Below are 18,115 nucleotides of genomic sequence, written 5' to 3'. Positions count from 1 at the left end.
ATTTAAATTTATGTTTATTGTTAATCTGTACATATTTATGGCATTACTGCCGGAACGATGGATGTGATCAATTGAATTCTTTTCTTCTGTTTATTTCCAGTTTTCGCCTTACTTCCGGTATTTTTACTTTTAACCATTTTATAAGAAACTTTTTCTATCTGGCTGAAATCCTCATTAGTTTTCAATATTTCCAGCATCAAAAAATCTGACGGAGATTTAGCACCAAACCAATTGGGATCATCACGCTGTTTCCAGGTTACCAATACCAGAGTTTTTTGTCCTTTTAAGGATAATCCGGGAGTTTTTAATGATTCCAAAGCACAATCGTTCCCATATAAAATACTGGTTGTTTTCCTTTGTGGATTGATAACAGAACCTATTGCTTTCAGGCCAGTTTCTTCAAATGGAAAAATTTCAGACAATAAAGCATTTTTGTTGACTTTTTCCGGAGCCTCCCTGCATGAAAAAACAACCAACATGACTATTAAAATATTGTAAATTATCTTCATTTTGATGTTTTAAACGGTTCAGTAAAAACAAAGTCATTATCTTTCATCGGATGGTGACAGCTTATGCATTCATTGGTGAAGCTTTTCGTTTCTCCATAAGGCACGAGCTTTGGTGTCTTAAAACGTGCCCAGCCCCATCCTGCGGTAGATTTATATTCCAACTGATCTTTAACCATATATTCTATCTGTCTGAAGGCACCGGTTCTGATGTTACCTTCTTCATCTGCCAACTGATCCCAGGCTACTTTTGCCAGAATAGATCCGTTTGGCCATGGGTTGGTTTTGCTTTCACGTATTGCCTTCACTGCAATCTCATTCCCGAAAATGATACGTATTGTACCATTATCAAGCCTTTGGGTAGAGCTTATAGGCTGCCAGTTTTTATAATCGGGGATGAATACCATACCATTGATATCCACAGGTAATTTTTGAGATTGGCCCTTTGTTTTCTCCGCTATCCAGCTTTTGAACTGTTCTTCCAGTGCATTTGTTTTTGCAGAATCGGCTTTTTGTTTTGGTGCCAGCCTGCTTACATACTCTTTCAAAATTTTTAAATCGGATGCAGATATTTTAGCCTCCGGATGTAGCAATATGTAGCTTTTAAGGGGCATTTCACCTGCAATAATATGATTTACAGACTCCCATAATTTAGCATTCTGCTCTGTCTCTGTCATATTTTTCCAATCAGAAAAATTTAGTCCTTGTTTTGCTTTTTTTATATGATCTGCTACCAACCAGCTTGCAGGCGCCATTTTATCAAACCACCTCAGTTTTGAATTATCTGAGTGGCAATCGAAACAAGATTTTTCTAAAATACCGTTTACTTCTTTGGAAAAAACGATAAGCTTTGGACCGGGTTTGCCTCTGTCGAGTACCGGATTATAGAATTGTATACAAATAAAAACAATAAGTAAAACAGCAAGAGTAATTTTTATGTTCTTTTTAAGTTTCATTAAATAGCTGCTGGGTTTATTTGTTATTGAATTATATTTTGTACAGCTGAATATATCATCAGGTTTGGATCTTTTCAGCAAAAATATTGATCATGGATACCCTGTAAAAGAAAAAAAATACCGAAGCGTTCAAATTGGGTATTGAAGTGTACAAATCAACACAATTTGATCAGAAGTATGATTTTACATATTTATCAAACAAAGAAAATATCAGACTCAGCCACAAGCTTGGAAGCATTGCTTTTTTAGAGGCTTGATTACTGCAATAAAGCGGCTGTATTTATTTTTGCTGTATTGAGCTTAACTGCCTATGAGAAAAAGGAAATTAATTTAAAAAATAATATCAATAGTACCGGGACTCTGCTGACGAAATGTGTTTTTTATAAAACACTGATATTAAACAAATAGCATCATTTGAATCCTAAAATTTCACATCTTCTAATCTCATCATCTCCTAGTAAGACCTAATAATAATTTAATATTTTTCCAATTTTCTCTTTTTTATTAAAAATAAATTTCTATCTTTGCACTCGCAAAAACGAAGTAAAATTCGCTTAGATGACCATCAATCGGGGCGTAGCGTAGTCCGGTCATCGCGCCTGGTTTGGGACCAGGAGGTCGCAGGTTCGAATCCTGCCGCCCCGACTGTTTTAGTAATTTTCTCAAAATTATTTAATGGGTGCGTAGCTCAGCTGGATAGAGCATCTGCCTTCTAAGCAGACGGTCAAAGGTTCGAATCCTTTCGCGCTCACTTAAAGAGACAACTATCAAATAGTTGTCTCTTTTTTTATACCCATAAAAATCTATAACCAAACTTTTACACCTGGGATAATTTTTGAAGCTAGAATTCCTCTATTACTTGTTTGAAATTATCTAGAAGAGCCTCAATATATTTCCTATAGGACTTTTTCGCAAATTCGAAATCTCCTTAGGGTTATAGTGTCTTTCGTCAAGCTTCAAGATTACCATCTAACAATGTCAGATTAATAAATCCTAATGATGATGCCTTATTAGTATACTTACCTACCCTTTAGTTTCGCCCGACGAATCCCATTTGCTGCATTCTGGGCTCTTGTTGGTAGTAAATATTATAAAACAGCTTTAGGAGTTTAGATTATTTCGGTAATAGTTCTCACTTCATTTTTGATCTGAACATTTTAGGAGACATTTTCATTTTCTTTTTAAAGAATTTACCAAAAAAAGACTGATCACTGAAATTAAGTTCTTCTGCAATCTGTGTAATGGAAAGATTAGAATTCAAAAGCAGATCACGAGCCTCAATAATGACAGAATTGGTAATAACGGTACGGGTAGATTCACCAGAGGCTTCTTTTACGATTCGTGTCAGATAGCTTGGGCTCACAAATAGCTTCTCAGCGTAAAACTCAACTGCTCTTTCTTTTTTGGAATGCTCGGAAAGCAGAATAAGAAACTGATTGATAAGATCCTTCTTTCTTGATGTTTTAGAATCAATCGTCCTGGTGTCATTATAGCGGTATAATACCATCAGCTCAAGGAGCAGCGCATTAAAATAATGGTTAATGATGTCTTTCGAATAATAATTTTCCTCCTCATCCGCCAGACTGATCTTATCAAGCAGGAACCTTATGGTTTCCCTTTCATTAAAGCCGGGATGTAAAATCGGAGTATTTCTTTCGGAAAAGAAGATGATCTCATTGATGTAATGCATGTGGCGGATATTTTTTTGAACAAAAGAATCGTTGAAGACAATCCCCCTTGCCCTGATGTAAGAATCTTTGTGGGCTGGATAAATAATTGAATTTGGGGTAAAAATAACAATATCATCTTTTTTAACGCTTATTTCTTCAAGATTAATCTGTATTTTACCTTCCCCTTCTGTAACCAGCATAATTACGCCGTTGTCTGTTCTGAAAGGATATTTGTAAGAATTTTCGTCCAGGTCATGAGATTCCCGGATGATGAAAAAATCATTGTTGTTTTTTTGATTATCACCGTTTTTGTCGATCATTTTAAACAGATCGTGGAGATTATGAAAAACAATATCTTTATGGGTCATAGCTTTTAATATGAACATTAGTAAAGTTAATAAATAAGCCGTTGGATCATGCTATATATTCGAAAATTCATCATACGGCTGATTTTCAAATTTGATATTTATTTTAAAAATAAATTTATAATACTTTCAGCTCTTTGATGGTAGAAGGATGATGATAATATAATATCCGATCTTTTCCTAAAGAAGTCGGCAGAGATATGAAAACCTGAAACCATGGAAACAAGATCCGTAAGAAACAATAAGGGATTGTTGTAGCTTGTTCTTTCTTCACGGATACAAACTGAGATCTCAGGTATCATTTCCGTCAACGGGAAAAATAATTTTTCCCCGCATCCTGAACACTCATTCTGGGTGATAATATAAACATCCAGGTAAGGATATTTTTTGCTTTTTTCAGTATTGAAATCAATATATCTTTTCAGTTTCTCCTTCAGTGAGAGCGCCTTAATATCATTCCAAGCGGGAGCTGGAAATTCATTGATCACTTCACCAATGATGATGTTAACAAGGTTGACTTTTGTGCGGAAATAATAATGTATTGCCGTTCTGTCCATACCTGCGCTTTGTGCGATCTGCTGTGTTGTGGCATAGAACCTGCCTTCCACGAAAAGCACATATTTAGCAATTTCCTTTATTTTTTCTTCAGTATTCAAGATTTTTGTCGGTGGATTAGTCATTATCAGGATATGATATGCACCCTGCCTCTTGAGATATTTCTTTCCACAATAGAGAATTCCGTTTTATACAATTCAAAAACAGGTTTAAGTTCATTTTCTGAAAATAAAGTTTCAGAAGATACACTCAATAGTCTGAAATTGTTGTCCAGATATTCGCACTGGCAGTTGGGAATTGTTTCCAGGATATCTTCCCTAAGCCAGAAAGCATCTATAATTTTTTTGAATTTTGTTTTAAAAAGCACATTGTTTTTCATTTCTATTTTTTATGTGTTCACGATTATGGTAAGATCTTCCTCAATTCTTTTTACCACCAACAAATTCCATAGCTCAGCCCGAAACGGAAGTGATAACACCTCTCGCTGTAAGAAAATTACGGTGTTAACTATAAATAAGCTTAGTTTCCCGACCTTAGTTTCAATACATTTTGAGTTTCAATGTTGAAATCCCATTCACGCCATCAATCAATATTTGTAATCAGTACCAGGCTTGTTTTTTACCAATCAGCTCACTGGTTACAGATATGGTCCGGTGCTTCATTAATTTTCTTTTATATTGGTTTATAATGCAAATTTCCGCAGTAAAATGGTAATAAAAAAGGTCTGAATTCGGTGTAAACTGGTCAAAATCTGAACAAATAATCATCTCTGAATATTTTAAATTACCCTTATATAAAAGCTGTTTTTTGGAATGCTCATTATTTTCAAAGGAGCATCTTTAGTGCAATATGTTTTCAAATAGTCGGTAAGAAAATTCTTTAAAAGAAAATAAATGATCTCAGTATCATTCAAAATCATTGCATTGCAAAGGTCTTACACAGCATAAGATGGTTTGTTTTAACAGGCTCGGAATAGCTATTTCATATTAAGCTATTATCTTCTGGAGAATAATGGTTTCGTTTTAGACCAATATCAGCCAAAAACAGACCTTTTATCATGTATTTCCTTACCTCAAATTTGCATGGTGAACCAATTTCTGATTGGATTCCTTTTAACGGTAAAAATTTATTTTATGATAATCAAAAAAAAGAAAAGTCTTTTTTTATTAGGAAGTCTGTTACTGCTTTCAGCATGTGGCGGAAAAGAGCAACCTACAGTCAAAGTTGAGCCTATAAAGGTTGCCGTGCAAAAAATAGAAATGGTTTCCCAGCCTGAAACATTTTCTTACAGTGGAAATATTCTGGCAGACAACAGTGTGAACATTGGTTTTGGAGTTTCCGGCCGTGTTACCGCAGTATATGTTCAGGAGGGTCAGCGCGTATCTAAAGGCCAGCTTTTAGCAAACATAGAAACCAGTACTTATCAGAATGCCCTGGCTGTTGCCGGCGCAGGAATGGATCAGGCTCAGGACAATTTCAACCGTCTCAACCAGCTGTATATTAAAAAAAGTTTACCGGAAAGAGATTATATCGCTGCAAAGGTAGCGCTGGCACAATCTAAAGCCAATAGAGATATTGCCATGAAAAATTTGAAAGATACCAAGCTTTATGCTTCTTTTTCAGGGATCGTTTCCCAAAAGCTTACCGAAGCCGGTGCTACAGCAGCTCCCGGAGTTCCGGCATTTACTATTGTGAAAACAGATAAGGTGTATGCAGTTGCATCTATCACGGAGAATGAGATCAGTTCACTGAAAATAGGAACTCCTGCTGAGATTTCTATCCCAAGTCTTAATCGTAAGATTGATGGAAATATAACCATCATCAATCCTCAGGCGGATGACAATTCCAGAACGTATACGGTAAAGATACGTCTAGACAATCCAGGAGGTCAGATACTGCCGGGGATGATTACGGATATCAACATCAATACCGGTAAAAATAAGGATGTCATTATTCTTCCTGCTCAGGCAGTCCTCAAAGACCCTGATGGTTCGAGCTATGTATATACCGTAAAATCTGCTAAAAATAAGACTATAGCATTTAAAAAGAGAATAGAAATGCAGAATATGGCAGGCGCCAGCGATGTAGTTATCAAAAGTGGGCTGGTTCCGGATGATCAGGTAATTATTTCTGGGCAGACGCGTCTGGAAGATGGTCAGCCTGTTAAATTTTAATTCAAAAGAAATAAAAGAAATGACGAATAAAAAAGTGCATTTTCTGGAAGCTGTGATGAAGTACAAGCAGGTAGTGATCGTGCTGGTAGTCCTGTTGATGGTAATGGGGATTAATTCTCTTATCAATATGCCCCGAAGCGAAAATCCACGAATCGAGATTCCGACTGCTGCTGTATATGCATTTTATCCGGGAGCCGATGAGCATCAGGTTGAGGAAGAAGTGGCAAAAAAGATAGAACAGTATCTCTTCTCCTTTGAAGAGATCAAAAAGAAAAAAGTAAAAGCCGAAGTGAAAGAAGGACAGGTATTTTTCACCGTGGAAATGAATACTGATGTCAAAGACCGTAAGAAATTCTGGCATACGCTTCAGCTTGATATGGATGCGAATCTCCGTCCAAAGCTTCCTGCCGGAGTTGTCGGACCATTTATCAACAGTAATTTTGCCAATGTAACGGCAATGATCATCTCCGTATCTTCTAAAGAAAGAACATACGCTGAGATCGAAAGATATGTTGATAAGCTGGAAGATGGTCTGAAGGTAATACCTACGGTTTCCAAGATTAACCGATCCGGAGGCCAGAAACAGCAGATTTACATTAAGATCAATGACCAGAAACTACAGCAGTACGGTTTTGGAATCAACACATTGGTCAGTGCCATACAGCAGCAGAATGTGACCGGATATAATGGAGAAATATCCTCCGGTTCCAATGCAATCATTCCAGTCTTTACCAATAGCCGTTACAAGAATATATCTGATATTGCCGAGCAGATCGTCTATACCACACCGGCAGGCAATGTGGTGCGCCTGAAAGATGTCGCCGACCTTGAAAGACGTTTTGAAGAACCTTCTTCATTGGTAAGAGTAGGAGATGAAAAGGCAATGGTACTGACCGTTGACATGCAGCCCGGAAACAATATCGTAGCCTTCGGGAAAGAAGTGGAGAAAAAGATTGAGGATATTCAGAAAAATTTCCCACCGGATATTCATATGAAAACGATTGTGAATCAGCCAGAAGCGGTTGGAGAAAGTATCAGTCATTTCATGGTGGAGTTCGCCATGGCGATAGGTTCTGTGGTACTCGTTGTAATGTTACTGCTTCCTATACGGGTAGCCGGTGTAGCTTCAGCAGCAGCGCCTATTTCTATCGTTATTACGTTTGGGCTCATGCAGATTGTGGGTCTGGAACTGCACCAGGTAACCCTTGCCGCTTTGATCATCGTCCTTGGAATGGTGGTGGACAATGCCATTGTGGTAGTTGATAATTATATTGAAAAGCTTGATGAAGGGATAACACCATGGACGGCAGCCTGGCAGGCAGCCCAACAGCTGTCACTTCCGATTTTTACGGCAACGATGGCCATTATATTTGCATTTGCTCCATTAGCTTTATTTATGGATGGCATTGCAAAAGATTTTATGTTTTCACTCCCGATTACTGTAGCTATTGCACTGATCACCTCAATGCTAGTCGCTCTGTTCCTTACACCATATACCTGCTACGTATTCATTAAGAAAGGATTAAAGCATAAAGTAAGTGACAGGCCCCTGAAGAAGAATATGCTGGATCATCTTCAGACAGCATTTGATAATGGGATTGGCCTGGCTTTCAAATGGCCAAAAACAACAATGTTTATTGGCGTGCTATCTATCATTAGTGCCCTCTTTATTGCTACCAAAGTAGATCCGGAGTTTTTCCCGCTCACTGAGCGTAATCAATTCAATATGGAAGTCTGGATGCCTAACGGGACTTCACTGGAGAAAACGGAAGTTAAAGTAAAAGAGCTTGAAAAGATCCTTAAAAAAGACAATCGCGTAGTGGATATCACAAGCTTCGTAGGAATGAGTTCGCCACGGTTCCATACTTCCTATGCGCCGGAATCTCCCAAAAAATATTTTGCACAGGTTTTCATTACAACAATCAGTAATGATGCATCTAATGAAATGGTCAAAGAATATCTTGAAAAACTGAAAAACTTTATACCTGATGGCTCCATTAAGTTGAAGCAGCTCAGCTTTCAGGAAGGTTCACCAATTGATATCCGTGTGGTAAGTGATAATGAATCCAACCAGAGAAGCGTAGCACTGAAGATTAAAAATATCCTTGAAAATACACCGGGAACCAATAATGTACGTCTGAGCAGCGAATATGATTATATGGGCGTAAAGCTGAATGTGGATGATGTTAAGGCCAATCGGCTAGGTGTAACGAATCAGGCCATTACCCAAACACTTGGAGCCGGGCTAAAAGGATATTCCGTTTCGACATTATGGGAAGGAGACAAACCTGTCGATATTTTCCTGAGATATGATTCCATAAGCAGGAAAGATATGAATGCCCTAGAAAATCTTCACATACAATCGTATTTTGGCGGAAAGATCCCGTTGAAGGAAGTGGCGACATTGCAGCCGGAATGGCATACAGGAGTAATTTCAAGAAGGAATGGCATCAAGTACACCAGTGTATTGGCAGAAGCACAGCTTGGCCCTAAGCCGTCAAGAATACTGAAAGAAGCCCTGCCAAAAATTGAGGCGCTTGCGCTCCCGGCAGGCACGACAATCCAATATGGAGGAGATGCGGAATCAACGGCTGAAAATACTCCGGGAATGATGCTTTCACTTTCTGTGAGCCTTATCCTGATCTTCCTGACATTGCTGTTCCAGTTCAAGAGTCTGGGAAAAGCGCTCATTATCCTGTGCACATTCCTACTGAGTCTTTTCGGAGCCTTCTTCGGGCTTTTCATTACCGGAAATCCATTAGGAATGACAGGCTTTATGGGAATCATCAGTTTGATTGGTATCGTGGTAAGAAACGGAATCATCCTGGTAGATTATGCAGATGAGCTAATTCGGGAACATGGGTACTCACACAAGGCGGCGGCTATGGCGGCTGCTAAACGAAGAATGCGTCCTATATTCCTTACATCTGCTGCTGCTGCCGTAGGAGTAGTTCCAATGATCCTGGGTAAATCCCCGATGTGGGCACCTTTAGGAAGTGTATTGGCCTTTGGGCTGATCTTCTCAATGATCTTTACGCTTTTCATTGTTCCGGTGATGTATTACAAGCTTCTGAAAGATCCTGTGCCTAAAGATGAAACACCTGAAGATCAATTGGACGACGAGGTTATTTTATATAAGCCCAAACCTCATCACTAATATTTATAATATCAATTTTTTAACCGGTTGCTCTGCGTTGATTCCTTGTTAATAAACTCCTTTGTTTACTGCTGCAGGGCAACCATTATGTAAAAAAAATGAAAATAATATACGATACGATATCAAAGATAGTTCTGGTGCTGTTGTTTACAGCGGCAATAGGAGCTCAGGCCCAGGAACGTGTAGTTTCTGTGGATGAAGTCAGAAATCTGGCATTAGAGAACAATAAAAAGATCAAAAAAGCGCAACAGAATATAGAAGCTGCCAAGGCAGCAAGAACGGCTGCAGAAGCAGGGGGAAAACCTACAGTGGACGGAAGTGTGGGAGGATATTATTTCTCGAAACCACTTTCCAACCTGATACCGGAAGTATTGGGAAGTGCCAATGTGAATGTTACCCAGGTTTTGTATGCCGGTGGAAAAGTAGAAACCGGGAAAAAGCTTTCTTCAACGGCAGTAGATCTGCAGATGGCACAGAAAGACCTTACCAAAGAGGAAGTAAAACTCTCTGCGGAAACCATGTACTGGCAAATTGTAAATGCCAAGGAGAAAATTGCACTGGCAAAAGAGTATATAAAACTTTTGGATCAGCTGCATACCAATGTAAAGAATTCCTTTGACGCAGGGCTGACATATAAAAATGACCTCCTGAAAATAGAAGTTCAGCAGAATGAGGCACAACTCAATCTGAAACGTGCAGAAGATGGTCTTAGCATAGCCAAGTTAAACCTTGCTCAGATCGCAGGACTTCCCAATTCCGATTTTGATGTGGAGGATGCTGTAAGCGGCAGCTTTGCCGGTATTTTGGCAGACAATCAGCTACAGCCGACGAACCGGCCTGAGCTATCCATTCTTGCCAAAGCAGTGGAAATAAATGAGCTTCAGGAAAAACTGCTTGACGGTGACCGCAAGCCGACTGTAGCTCTTTCAGGAATCGGCTTTTCCAGTTTTGGTAAAAATGTTAATCCTATCAATATGAAAAATAATATGCAGGGATTTGTGGGAATGCTGTCTGTAAACATTCCGATTTATGACTGGGGAGTAAGAGAGCAGAAAGTAAAAGAGCAGCAGTATAAAACCAATGCTCAAAAGCTTGAACTGGAAGAAACGAAGGAGCTTCTGATGCTGGAAGTCCAGAATGCCGTGATGCAGCTCAACCAATCTGTTAAACGTATCGAGCTTGCTGAAAAATCTCTTGTTCAGGCCACGGAAAATCTCAGGCTGAACCAGGACAGATACGACGCAGGAACTGTGGTAGCAGAAGAAGTACTGAAAGCTCAGGTTCTCTGGCAGGAAGCCAAATCGGAGATTCTTGATGCCAAGGCAGAATATAAGATCAATGAAGCTAAGTATAAGAAAGCTTCAGGGATGGATGGTGAGCATTAAGTGTTTTTAGAAAGGAAGAATAATCTTTTCCTTAATACTAAAAAAGACTCACAAATATAGAAGAGCTAACTGTTCTGTTTGATTTTGCAAGCGATAAATCAATCTATTGTAATGTAGGAGTCGTTGCAGATGCAGAATTTATGACAGAGTAATATTAATAAGAAAATTTAACACTAAAATTTATAAAACATGAACAGATTAAAAGGTAAAGTAGCGATTATTACGGGTGCAGCATCAGGAATGGGTGCAGCCCACGCAGTTGCATTTGTTGCAGAAGGTGCAAAAGTTGTACTCACAGATATTAACGAAGAGAAAGGCCTGGAAGTCGCCAAATCTCTGGGAGATCACAGTGCACTATTTGTCAAACATGATGTTTCGAGCAAAGAGGACTGGGATAAAGTAATTGAAGCCGCTGAGAAAACTTTTGGCCCGGTCGATATACTGGTTAATAACGCAGGTATTGATAAGCCCGCCTTATTGGAAGAGATGCCAGAAGCTTTATACCGACAGGTGATAGAGATCAACCAGGTATCTGTTTTTTTAGGCATGAAAGCAGTAATTCCTTCAATGAAAAAAGGATCGACGGGCTCGATAGTCAATATCTCGTCGATCGCAGGCTTTGTTGCAGCACCATACAGGCTTGCCTATTCTGCATCTAAATTTGCAATTAGAGGAATGACCAAATCAGCAGCGGTGGAATTGGCGAAGTATAATATCCGGGTTAACTCTGTACATCCGGGATTGATTGATACGCCAATGACCAGCGCAGTGCCGAAGGAGGAATTGTCAAAAATCAACATCCCTTTAGGAAGAGCTGCCGATGCGAAGGAAGTATCCTCTTTAGTAGTTTATCTTGCTTCTGATGAGTCAAGTTATTCTACAGGATCAGAGTTTATAATTGATGGGGGTATTACCGCACAATTGTAAACTAAATACACACAGAAAAATTTGCAAGATAAAGAGTTACAATTGATAATCAATAAAATAACTTTAAAATCCAATTAAGATCAGCAACCAAAGAGTTCGAAGATAATCCTGTCAAGTTCACTAAAGGAGACAACTATTTAATAGTTGTCTCCTTTTTTTATAAAAATCTTCGCCTCAAACTAATGTGACAGAGTTCGATTTTTGAAGCTAGAATTCTACTACTTATATAAAATTGTAATTACAGCACTGTATGTCTTTAAATGCCGCGCTGCATTTAGCCACAAATTGCTCAAACTTTCGGTTTGTATTTCGCATGACCGGTCCGTGACCGAAGCAGATAATAGCCGGATTCAGTTTTGCTAACTTCTGAAGCGATTTGATGTTGAGCTGCTGATCCGAAGTGAATAGGTTTGGCGGAAGCCGCAGACCGGTTGCTGTCGTGAGCAGGTTCATATTTGTTGCCACATCTCCGATTATCAGTACACCATCTCGCTCACGGAATAAAGAAATATGGCCTTCTGAATGTCCGGGCGTCTCTATTACCTGAAAGTTTCCGATCCTATCATTTTCAACGATTGTCCGTTCGACTTTATGTCCTTGACCTGCCCAGTACTTCTGCTGAAACTTTGCTATCCAATGTTGCGGGGTTGGATATCCGTGGGTGACCATACCTGTTTCGGTCCTAAAAACTTCGTTGGGATGACAGAGTAAGGGTATCTCAAACTCAGCACATATCTGATCGCTACAGCCCTGGTGATCTGCATGCGCATGCGTCAGAATATGTTGATGAACGGGGATTTCCTGGAGAGATTTCTTTACAGAGGTATATGAACTCCGTATTCCGGAGTCTACTAATACACCTTCAATAATATAGCAGTTGATACTGTTTCGTAGCATCAGTGAAATCTGGAAAACTTCGGGAGCAACTTGACGTAACATAGTTTTTTTGTGCAAATCTACATCGCTGCTCAGAACTGCATGAGGACATTTGTCCTATAATATGCTGGGTCTATGTATTTGTCCCTTCACACGAGTAAGCGATCGCTGCGTAATGCCCAGGTACGATGCCAGATCCTGCGTCGCTATACGCTGGACAAGCATCGGTTCGCAAGACAGAACATGACGGTATTTATCCACAGCAGACCTATTATTGTAATTCAGCAGATAACGTTCCTTTTGGTTATACTCCTGCTCCATCACTGATTTTATAACTCCGTTCCAGGCGGTCACCTGGCCAAGCAGATGCTGATAGTCCGGGTAGGCTATCCTATAGATTACGCTATCTTCTATAGTCCTGATACTTCTTCTGGATTTTTCCTGCGCCACAAACTCCGGAAACGAGGTGACAAATTCATTTTCAAACTTGAAGCAGGTTATATTTTCATTTCCTTCTTTGTTGATAGCGTATGCTTTTACAGCACCACTACCGATAAATCCAATATATCTGCAGGGTTCATCCTCGCGAATAAAAAAATCACCTTTTTTTAAGCGGGTCAGTTTGAAGAACTGAGCAGAAAAATTAATTTCCTCGGCTGATAGTTCTCCTGTTGAGGATAGGTAATTTTCAAATACTTCCGTCATTTCGCAGTCTTTTCGTCATTCTATTTTTCTTTAACATCCATAAATTACATATCAAATCCGGCATCCAAATCTAAGAATAATTGTACATTCAAAAAAAGGTTGCAGATATAGTTTTCTTTTTTGGATCAATGAAAATTTATTAAATGTTGTGACCTGCCATCTGTCCTATTTTACTTTGTCTATTCGTACTTCAATAGGATAAATGGATGCTTTCCCGACCTCAAATGACACTTCAACCTTGTCATTTGTTGAGATCGGTTTGCCTTCGTTATCATAAAATATAGTCTTATCAGACCCCCGTCCTGCATTCTCCGGAACAAAAACGCTGTTATGTCCGTTTTCCGCCCACTTCATCTCTACAGGAGTGATCGTTTCTCCATCATCACCCGGCGCCGTATTGACATATACTGTTTGGGGTCTGTCGACATACACTGTCATTCCTGCTGAGTAATTCAAATAGCCTGTAATAGAAAAACGTTTCCCTTCGTTTGCTTCTTTGTTGTCTATAATTTTTTGTACTGCTGTCTTTGACGATTCCATTGGAGTCCCTTTTTCACGGTTTTTACCTCCTTCAAAATATGAGCATGAGGTGATCACCGATAGCGTTCCTGCAATTACTGCTGTCATGAATAATTTTTTAGATTTCATAATAATTTTGTTTTTTGTTAATGGTGTTTTGCTGTGTATACTACTTTTGCTGAGTCTTATTTCTTCCTAGTCAGTATAATTATTAGATCATTTGCATCAAAAAGATTTTTTCCAAAATTTATATCCCGCCGAATAGATACCCAGCTCTTCCATCTTCTTAATATAAGACTTCTCAAACATCGTCAGTCTGATTTCTGTTACGTCTACTGATCCGGATTTTTTATTTCCCTGTGAATCGAAAGAAATCTCCTCTTCTTTATGATCATCTTTAAAAAGATAATAGTAGAAAGATCCACCTTCCCAATATGAGGCCTTTGGATCGTTGTCATCAACAGTAACTTTCTTGCAGTTTTTACTGATGTAATCTTTGATCTTATTATAGTCAGCAGAAGTTTTTGAGGTCTTGCTCACTTCAAGATACATCAGGTTTCCTTTACGGTCTTCAACCATATCCATTTTTGGGAATGTTACTGTATTCAAAACAGCTATCCTGTCTTTTTCCGGATCATAGGCGACCGTTTTATATCCATAGCCAAATATTTCGGTTGGTTTCTTATTTCTGACCATCCAGTCATTGGTGGATTCTAAAGACAGCTCCGTAGGGAACCTTCCATCCGTTTTATAGTAACCTAAAGTATCTTTCACAAAAAAAGCATTATCTAAAAGATTCAGGGCTTCTTTTTTATCCAAACTTTTGGGGTCTTTCGAAATGATCTCATTGGTCTTTTTGATCTTGTTCCTGTAAAATTCTGAGGCATCAAAATCATTGGATATTTTTGCCAGATCAACAATTTTGTTGTCTTGTGAATGACAAGATGATAGAAGCAATAATGCGAAAAGCAGGTAAATTTTATTTTGCATAGATGATTTTTTCTGATTTTTTTAATGCTTATAATTGAATAAATTTTTCATCAATCATATTGTAGCTTGTAAAGTGGTCATTTGGGACTTGTTATTGATAAACTTACCTAGGATCATTTGCAATACAAAAGGTCACCGGAATTCATCTTACCTATGACCTGGCTGGCATACTCATTTTTTATAATATAAAGGAAAGCTCTTACGTGGAATTTCTTTTTCCTATTATCAATCTTCTTAATTGCTTGATCGGTTTCAATGTTTAATGTATTGCTTTCATTGTCAGCAACTACACAATATTTAATTATCCGGTCTCCTAAACGCCAGGTATAGATATCATAAGGCTTAATAAAAGTTTCTTTGCTAACTTTTGACTTCCCATATTTTTCATCTAATAACTCTATAAATTTTTTAGTTTCTTTTAAAGAGATTTCCCCTGCAACCGCGTTAAAAACCATCATCTTGTCATCAACAGTGGTTGCGAAATTAATGGCATTAAAATCAAAATCGTCAAATCTCGCCAGAACATCTTCATTAGAAAAAATTTCCTGCCTGTATTCAATCCGTATTGGCTTTTCGCTTCCAATAAACTCTCCGTCAAAAATAGTATCAACACCTATTACCTCAGACTTTATTTGGTAGTAGTTGTCATACGTTTTGTACTTATCCTTATCTGAAAAATATGTTGATTTTTTATTATTAAAGTTGAAATCCTGCAATTCTATGGCCTTTTCCTTTTTACAACTTGTCAGAAAAAGTAAACAGATGAAAACAAATATGATTTTTCCCATGGTTAGTGTTGGATAAAGTTTATTGCTATCTTGAATGAAGTCGCCTCTAATATATAAAATTTATCTTTGTCTTATATTTGTGATTTATTTTTAATAAAATGTAAGAAAAAAACTTTGCATTCACCAATAAATGACAACAAAGTAGCAAATTGAGTGGATCTACAGTTAAAACACCAAATACCAACAGGCTTGTAATTCTTGTTTAATCTGGCTCAAAAGAACCAATTATCTATAAAAGAGTTTGAAGATAATCTCTTCTTGTCACTTAAGGCTGGGCACCATACTTTGGTCAATAACGGTCGCCTCTTTACCAAATTTTTTCAGTGTTAGAAAATGCGAACGCAGTGCCGATAAAAAGCTCTTATTTTCAATGTAAGGCAAATTGAATTCCATCGCTGTCTTCTTCACAATAACAGCGATCTCCCCATAATGTATATGGCAGACTTTAGGAAACAGGTGATGCTCTATCTGCCTGTTCAGCCCGCCAAGGAAAAATGCCGCTAGCTTATTGTGCGTTGCAAAATTCGCTGTTGTACGCATCTGGTGTTCCGCCCAGGCTTCTTCTATCTGCCCGGCTTCGTTAGGCACAGGGAAATTGGTACCCTCAACAACATGGGCCAGCTGAAACACCAAACCCATCGTCAGGCCTTCGGCAATATGTAAAAGCAGAAATCCGATCAGAAACTGCCACCAGCTTACATCCAGCACCAATAGTGGCAATACAATAAACAGGAAGTAATAAAGCGCTTTATAGAAAAATAAATTGAAATACTCCAGCTTAGGGTGCTTGTTCTGATGTGCACCAATTTTTTTCTGAAAAAACTTCACATAATCCTTACGGAACACCCATGACAGGGAAGCCAGACTGTAAAGCGGAAAAGCGTACCAATGCTGGTATCGCTGAATACGATTCACTTCGTCTTCTTCAGCAATCCTGATCAATCCCGGCGCTACCTCAATGTCCTCATCGTGTCCGGGGATATTGGTATAGGTGTGGTGAACCACATTATGGGTGATGCTCCAAACGTATGGATTGGCACCGATCAGATTAAAAATAAACCCGAACAGTTTATTTACTTTTTTATTACCGGAAAGTGCTCCATGTATAGCATCATGGCATACATTGAAGCCTACAAAGGCACTAAACATACCCAGAACCACTGCAAGCGGCAAGAGCATCCAGACAGGAAACAGGCCCGAAATGATGACCAGGTAAACTCCGATGAACCCTGCAAGGAAAAATACAGTCTTTCCCCACATGTGGGCATTGGCATGCTGACTTAATTGATGCTGACTGAAAAACTGATCTACTCTGCTCCTGAGGGTTGCATAAAAACGAGAACCAGAAGGTGGTGAGAATTTTACTTTTTGTGACATAAGATATCTTGTTTGATCTACCTAACGCGAACAAACAGATGTGCTAAATCGGGTGTTGGAATAAGGAGTATATTGAATTTTCCGGCACATTACCAGATTGTATACTTATATAACGTATTAATTTTTAATTTATTATACTGTTATTAAATGCGCACTTGTTACTGCATCGTTCATCCGAATGATTTAGAGATTCAGGTTCAGCGAAAAATTTTACAGACCTGTTGAGTCTTTGTGTATTAACAAGACAGAGTCTATTATTCGCTACAAAAAAGCCACCGTAATTGTGTACGGCAGCTGGTTTATTTTAGTCTGGACTTTATTTAAGTTTATAAGAAATTCCGTTCCATAGATATGTTTTGGAGGAACGCTTTTTCTTTTCTCTGTCCTTCTCATCTTTTTCCATTTCCTCCATTTTAAAAATAAAAGCATTAGGGATTCCGCCTTTATCGTTTGGAAATACAAATTCCTCGGAATGATAGAATATATCAGCATCACCTACATTCATCAGCTGCGGCAGGGTAACCAGTTTTTTATCTTTGAAAAGAACATACTGGTTATAGCTGGCAATTCCACAGGCTTCGCCGGAAACCATAGCTTTAAGGGTAAGTTCCACATTCTGCAGTTGATGTCCACTTTCAATGGTAAATGTAGCATAACTCAGCTCCTCTACTCTTCCGGTATCAAAATACACCTCATCAATTAGAGTATTTTTTGCCATCACTTTTATTCCGGCAATATTCTGCTTTACAGTTTCATTATATTCTTTATTTTTCCGGTCCACCGTTTTTGAAAGTCCAAAAAGAAAATCATAGCCGTTCTTGTTACGGTAACCCACAGAGAGATTGCCTCCCCAGATATATCCTTCTGAAGCCGCATCTCCTTTCTGATAAGAAACTTTGTACCAGTTAGCCCCTCTTTCACCCAACCTGAGCACTGTTTCTTCCTTTTTAAGAATCATCACCTGATGGTTGGTTTGCAGCGAATCTGTCACTTCAGATGTAACATTTGGCTCTTTTCTTACTCTGGTCCAGTCTGTAAAAATTTTCTGGGGTTTGTTTTCTTCAAAGCCAAAAACGCCGTCAGGATAAACCGGATCATTATCCTGTGCTGAAAAAAGCTGCAGCATTACCAAAAATAAAAGGCTCAATAATGATCTCATATTTTA

At 38.6% G+C, this 18,115-nt stretch carries 16 protein-coding genes and 2 tRNA genes; 6 read left to right on the top strand and 12 right to left on the bottom strand.

The window, feature by feature from the left end:
- Window positions 1–35: 35 nt before the first annotated feature.
- Entirely contained in the window at window positions 36–509 is a 474-nt protein-coding gene (locus AC4IFE_RS12005; protein WP_490757392.1) for a hypothetical protein, read from the bottom strand.
- Window positions 506–1,462, bottom strand: coding sequence for a heme-binding domain-containing protein (locus AC4IFE_RS12000; protein WP_490757390.1), 957 nt, complete (start codon window positions 1,460–1,462; stop codon window positions 506–508). The genes AC4IFE_RS12005 and AC4IFE_RS12000 overlap by 4 nt, the downstream gene beginning before the upstream one ends.
- Before the next feature lie 570 nt (window positions 1,463–2,032).
- Between AC4IFE_RS12000 and AC4IFE_RS11995 the strand changes: the two genes are divergently transcribed.
- Both AC4IFE_RS11995 and AC4IFE_RS11990 read left to right on the top strand, forming a co-directional pair.
- A tRNA-Pro gene (locus tag AC4IFE_RS11995) sits at window positions 2,033–2,107 on the top strand.
- Window positions 2,108–2,139: 32 nt separating this feature from the next.
- Window positions 2,140–2,213 (top strand) — tRNA-Arg (locus AC4IFE_RS11990).
- Between the two features lie 381 nt (window positions 2,214–2,594).
- Here AC4IFE_RS11990 and AC4IFE_RS11985 read toward each other — a convergent pair.
- From AC4IFE_RS11985 to AC4IFE_RS11975, 3 genes are all read right to left on the bottom strand, one after another.
- Complete coding sequence (locus AC4IFE_RS11985; RefSeq protein WP_490757388.1) at window positions 2,595–3,518, bottom strand: AraC family transcriptional regulator; 924 nt, start codon at window positions 3,516–3,518, stop codon at window positions 2,595–2,597.
- An 80-nt stretch (window positions 3,519–3,598) separates the two neighbouring features.
- On the bottom strand, window positions 3,599–4,153 hold the full coding sequence (locus tag AC4IFE_RS11980; RefSeq protein ID WP_490757386.1) for a TetR/AcrR family transcriptional regulator: 555 nt from the start codon (window positions 4,151–4,153) through the stop codon (window positions 3,599–3,601).
- A gap of 26 nt (window positions 4,154–4,179) precedes the next feature.
- The gene (locus tag AC4IFE_RS11975) at window positions 4,180–4,431 is read right to left on the bottom strand and encodes a hypothetical protein (protein WP_490757384.1); all 252 of its coding nucleotides are present in this window, start codon (window positions 4,429–4,431) and stop codon (window positions 4,180–4,182) included.
- A gap of 754 nt (window positions 4,432–5,185) precedes the next feature.
- Between AC4IFE_RS11975 and AC4IFE_RS11970 the strand changes: the two genes are divergently transcribed.
- The 4 genes from AC4IFE_RS11970 (at window position 5,186) to AC4IFE_RS11955 (ending at window position 11,695) form a co-directional block, all read left to right on the top strand.
- Window positions 5,186–6,226 (top strand): efflux RND transporter periplasmic adaptor subunit, encoded by a 1,041-nt coding sequence (locus tag AC4IFE_RS11970; protein ID WP_490757382.1) that lies wholly within the window; start codon window positions 5,186–5,188, stop codon window positions 6,224–6,226.
- Between the two features lie 19 nt (window positions 6,227–6,245).
- Window positions 6,246–9,383: an efflux RND transporter permease subunit gene (locus AC4IFE_RS11965; RefSeq protein WP_490757380.1), complete on the top strand. Its 3,138-nt coding sequence runs from the start codon at window positions 6,246–6,248 to the stop codon at window positions 9,381–9,383.
- Between the two features lie 98 nt (window positions 9,384–9,481).
- A complete protein-coding gene (locus AC4IFE_RS11960) occupies window positions 9,482–10,768 on the top strand; it encodes a TolC family protein (protein WP_490757378.1) in 1,287 nt (428 codons plus the stop codon).
- 189 nt (window positions 10,769–10,957) lie between these two features.
- Complete coding sequence (locus tag AC4IFE_RS11955) at window positions 10,958–11,695, top strand: glucose 1-dehydrogenase (RefSeq protein WP_490757376.1); 738 nt, start codon at window positions 10,958–10,960, stop codon at window positions 11,693–11,695.
- Window positions 11,696–11,917: 222 nt separating this feature from the next.
- Here AC4IFE_RS11955 and AC4IFE_RS11950 read toward each other — a convergent pair whose 3' ends face one another.
- The 7 genes from AC4IFE_RS11950 to AC4IFE_RS11920 form a co-directional block, all read right to left on the bottom strand.
- Window positions 11,918–12,634: an MBL fold metallo-hydrolase gene (locus AC4IFE_RS11950; RefSeq protein ID WP_490757374.1), complete on the bottom strand. Its 717-nt coding sequence runs from the start codon at window positions 12,632–12,634 to the stop codon at window positions 11,918–11,920.
- A 54-nt stretch (window positions 12,635–12,688) separates the two neighbouring features.
- Complete coding sequence (locus tag AC4IFE_RS11945; protein ID WP_490757372.1) at window positions 12,689–13,276, bottom strand: Crp/Fnr family transcriptional regulator; 588 nt, start codon at window positions 13,274–13,276, stop codon at window positions 12,689–12,691.
- Between the two features lie 165 nt (window positions 13,277–13,441).
- On the bottom strand, window positions 13,442–13,903 hold the full coding sequence (locus tag AC4IFE_RS11940) for a hypothetical protein (protein WP_490757370.1): 462 nt from the start codon (window positions 13,901–13,903) through the stop codon (window positions 13,442–13,444).
- Between the two features lie 117 nt (window positions 13,904–14,020).
- Window positions 14,021–14,785: a hypothetical protein gene (locus tag AC4IFE_RS11935; RefSeq protein WP_490757368.1), complete on the bottom strand. Its 765-nt coding sequence runs from the start codon at window positions 14,783–14,785 to the stop codon at window positions 14,021–14,023.
- Between the two features lie 113 nt (window positions 14,786–14,898).
- Complete coding sequence (locus tag AC4IFE_RS11930) at window positions 14,899–15,573, bottom strand: hypothetical protein (protein WP_490757366.1); 675 nt, start codon at window positions 15,571–15,573, stop codon at window positions 14,899–14,901.
- Between the two features lie 261 nt (window positions 15,574–15,834).
- Complete coding sequence (locus tag AC4IFE_RS11925; protein ID WP_490757364.1) at window positions 15,835–16,950, bottom strand: fatty acid desaturase family protein; 1,116 nt, start codon at window positions 16,948–16,950, stop codon at window positions 15,835–15,837.
- 316 nt (window positions 16,951–17,266) lie between these two features.
- Window positions 17,267–18,109: an SH3 domain-containing protein gene (locus tag AC4IFE_RS11920; protein WP_490757362.1), complete on the bottom strand. Its 843-nt coding sequence runs from the start codon at window positions 18,107–18,109 to the stop codon at window positions 17,267–17,269.
- Window positions 18,110–18,115: the final 6 nt, after the last annotated feature.

The organism is Chryseobacterium sp. UF-81, from assembly GCF_058245105.1.
This window is presented reverse-complemented; position numbering and strand designations above follow the sequence as displayed.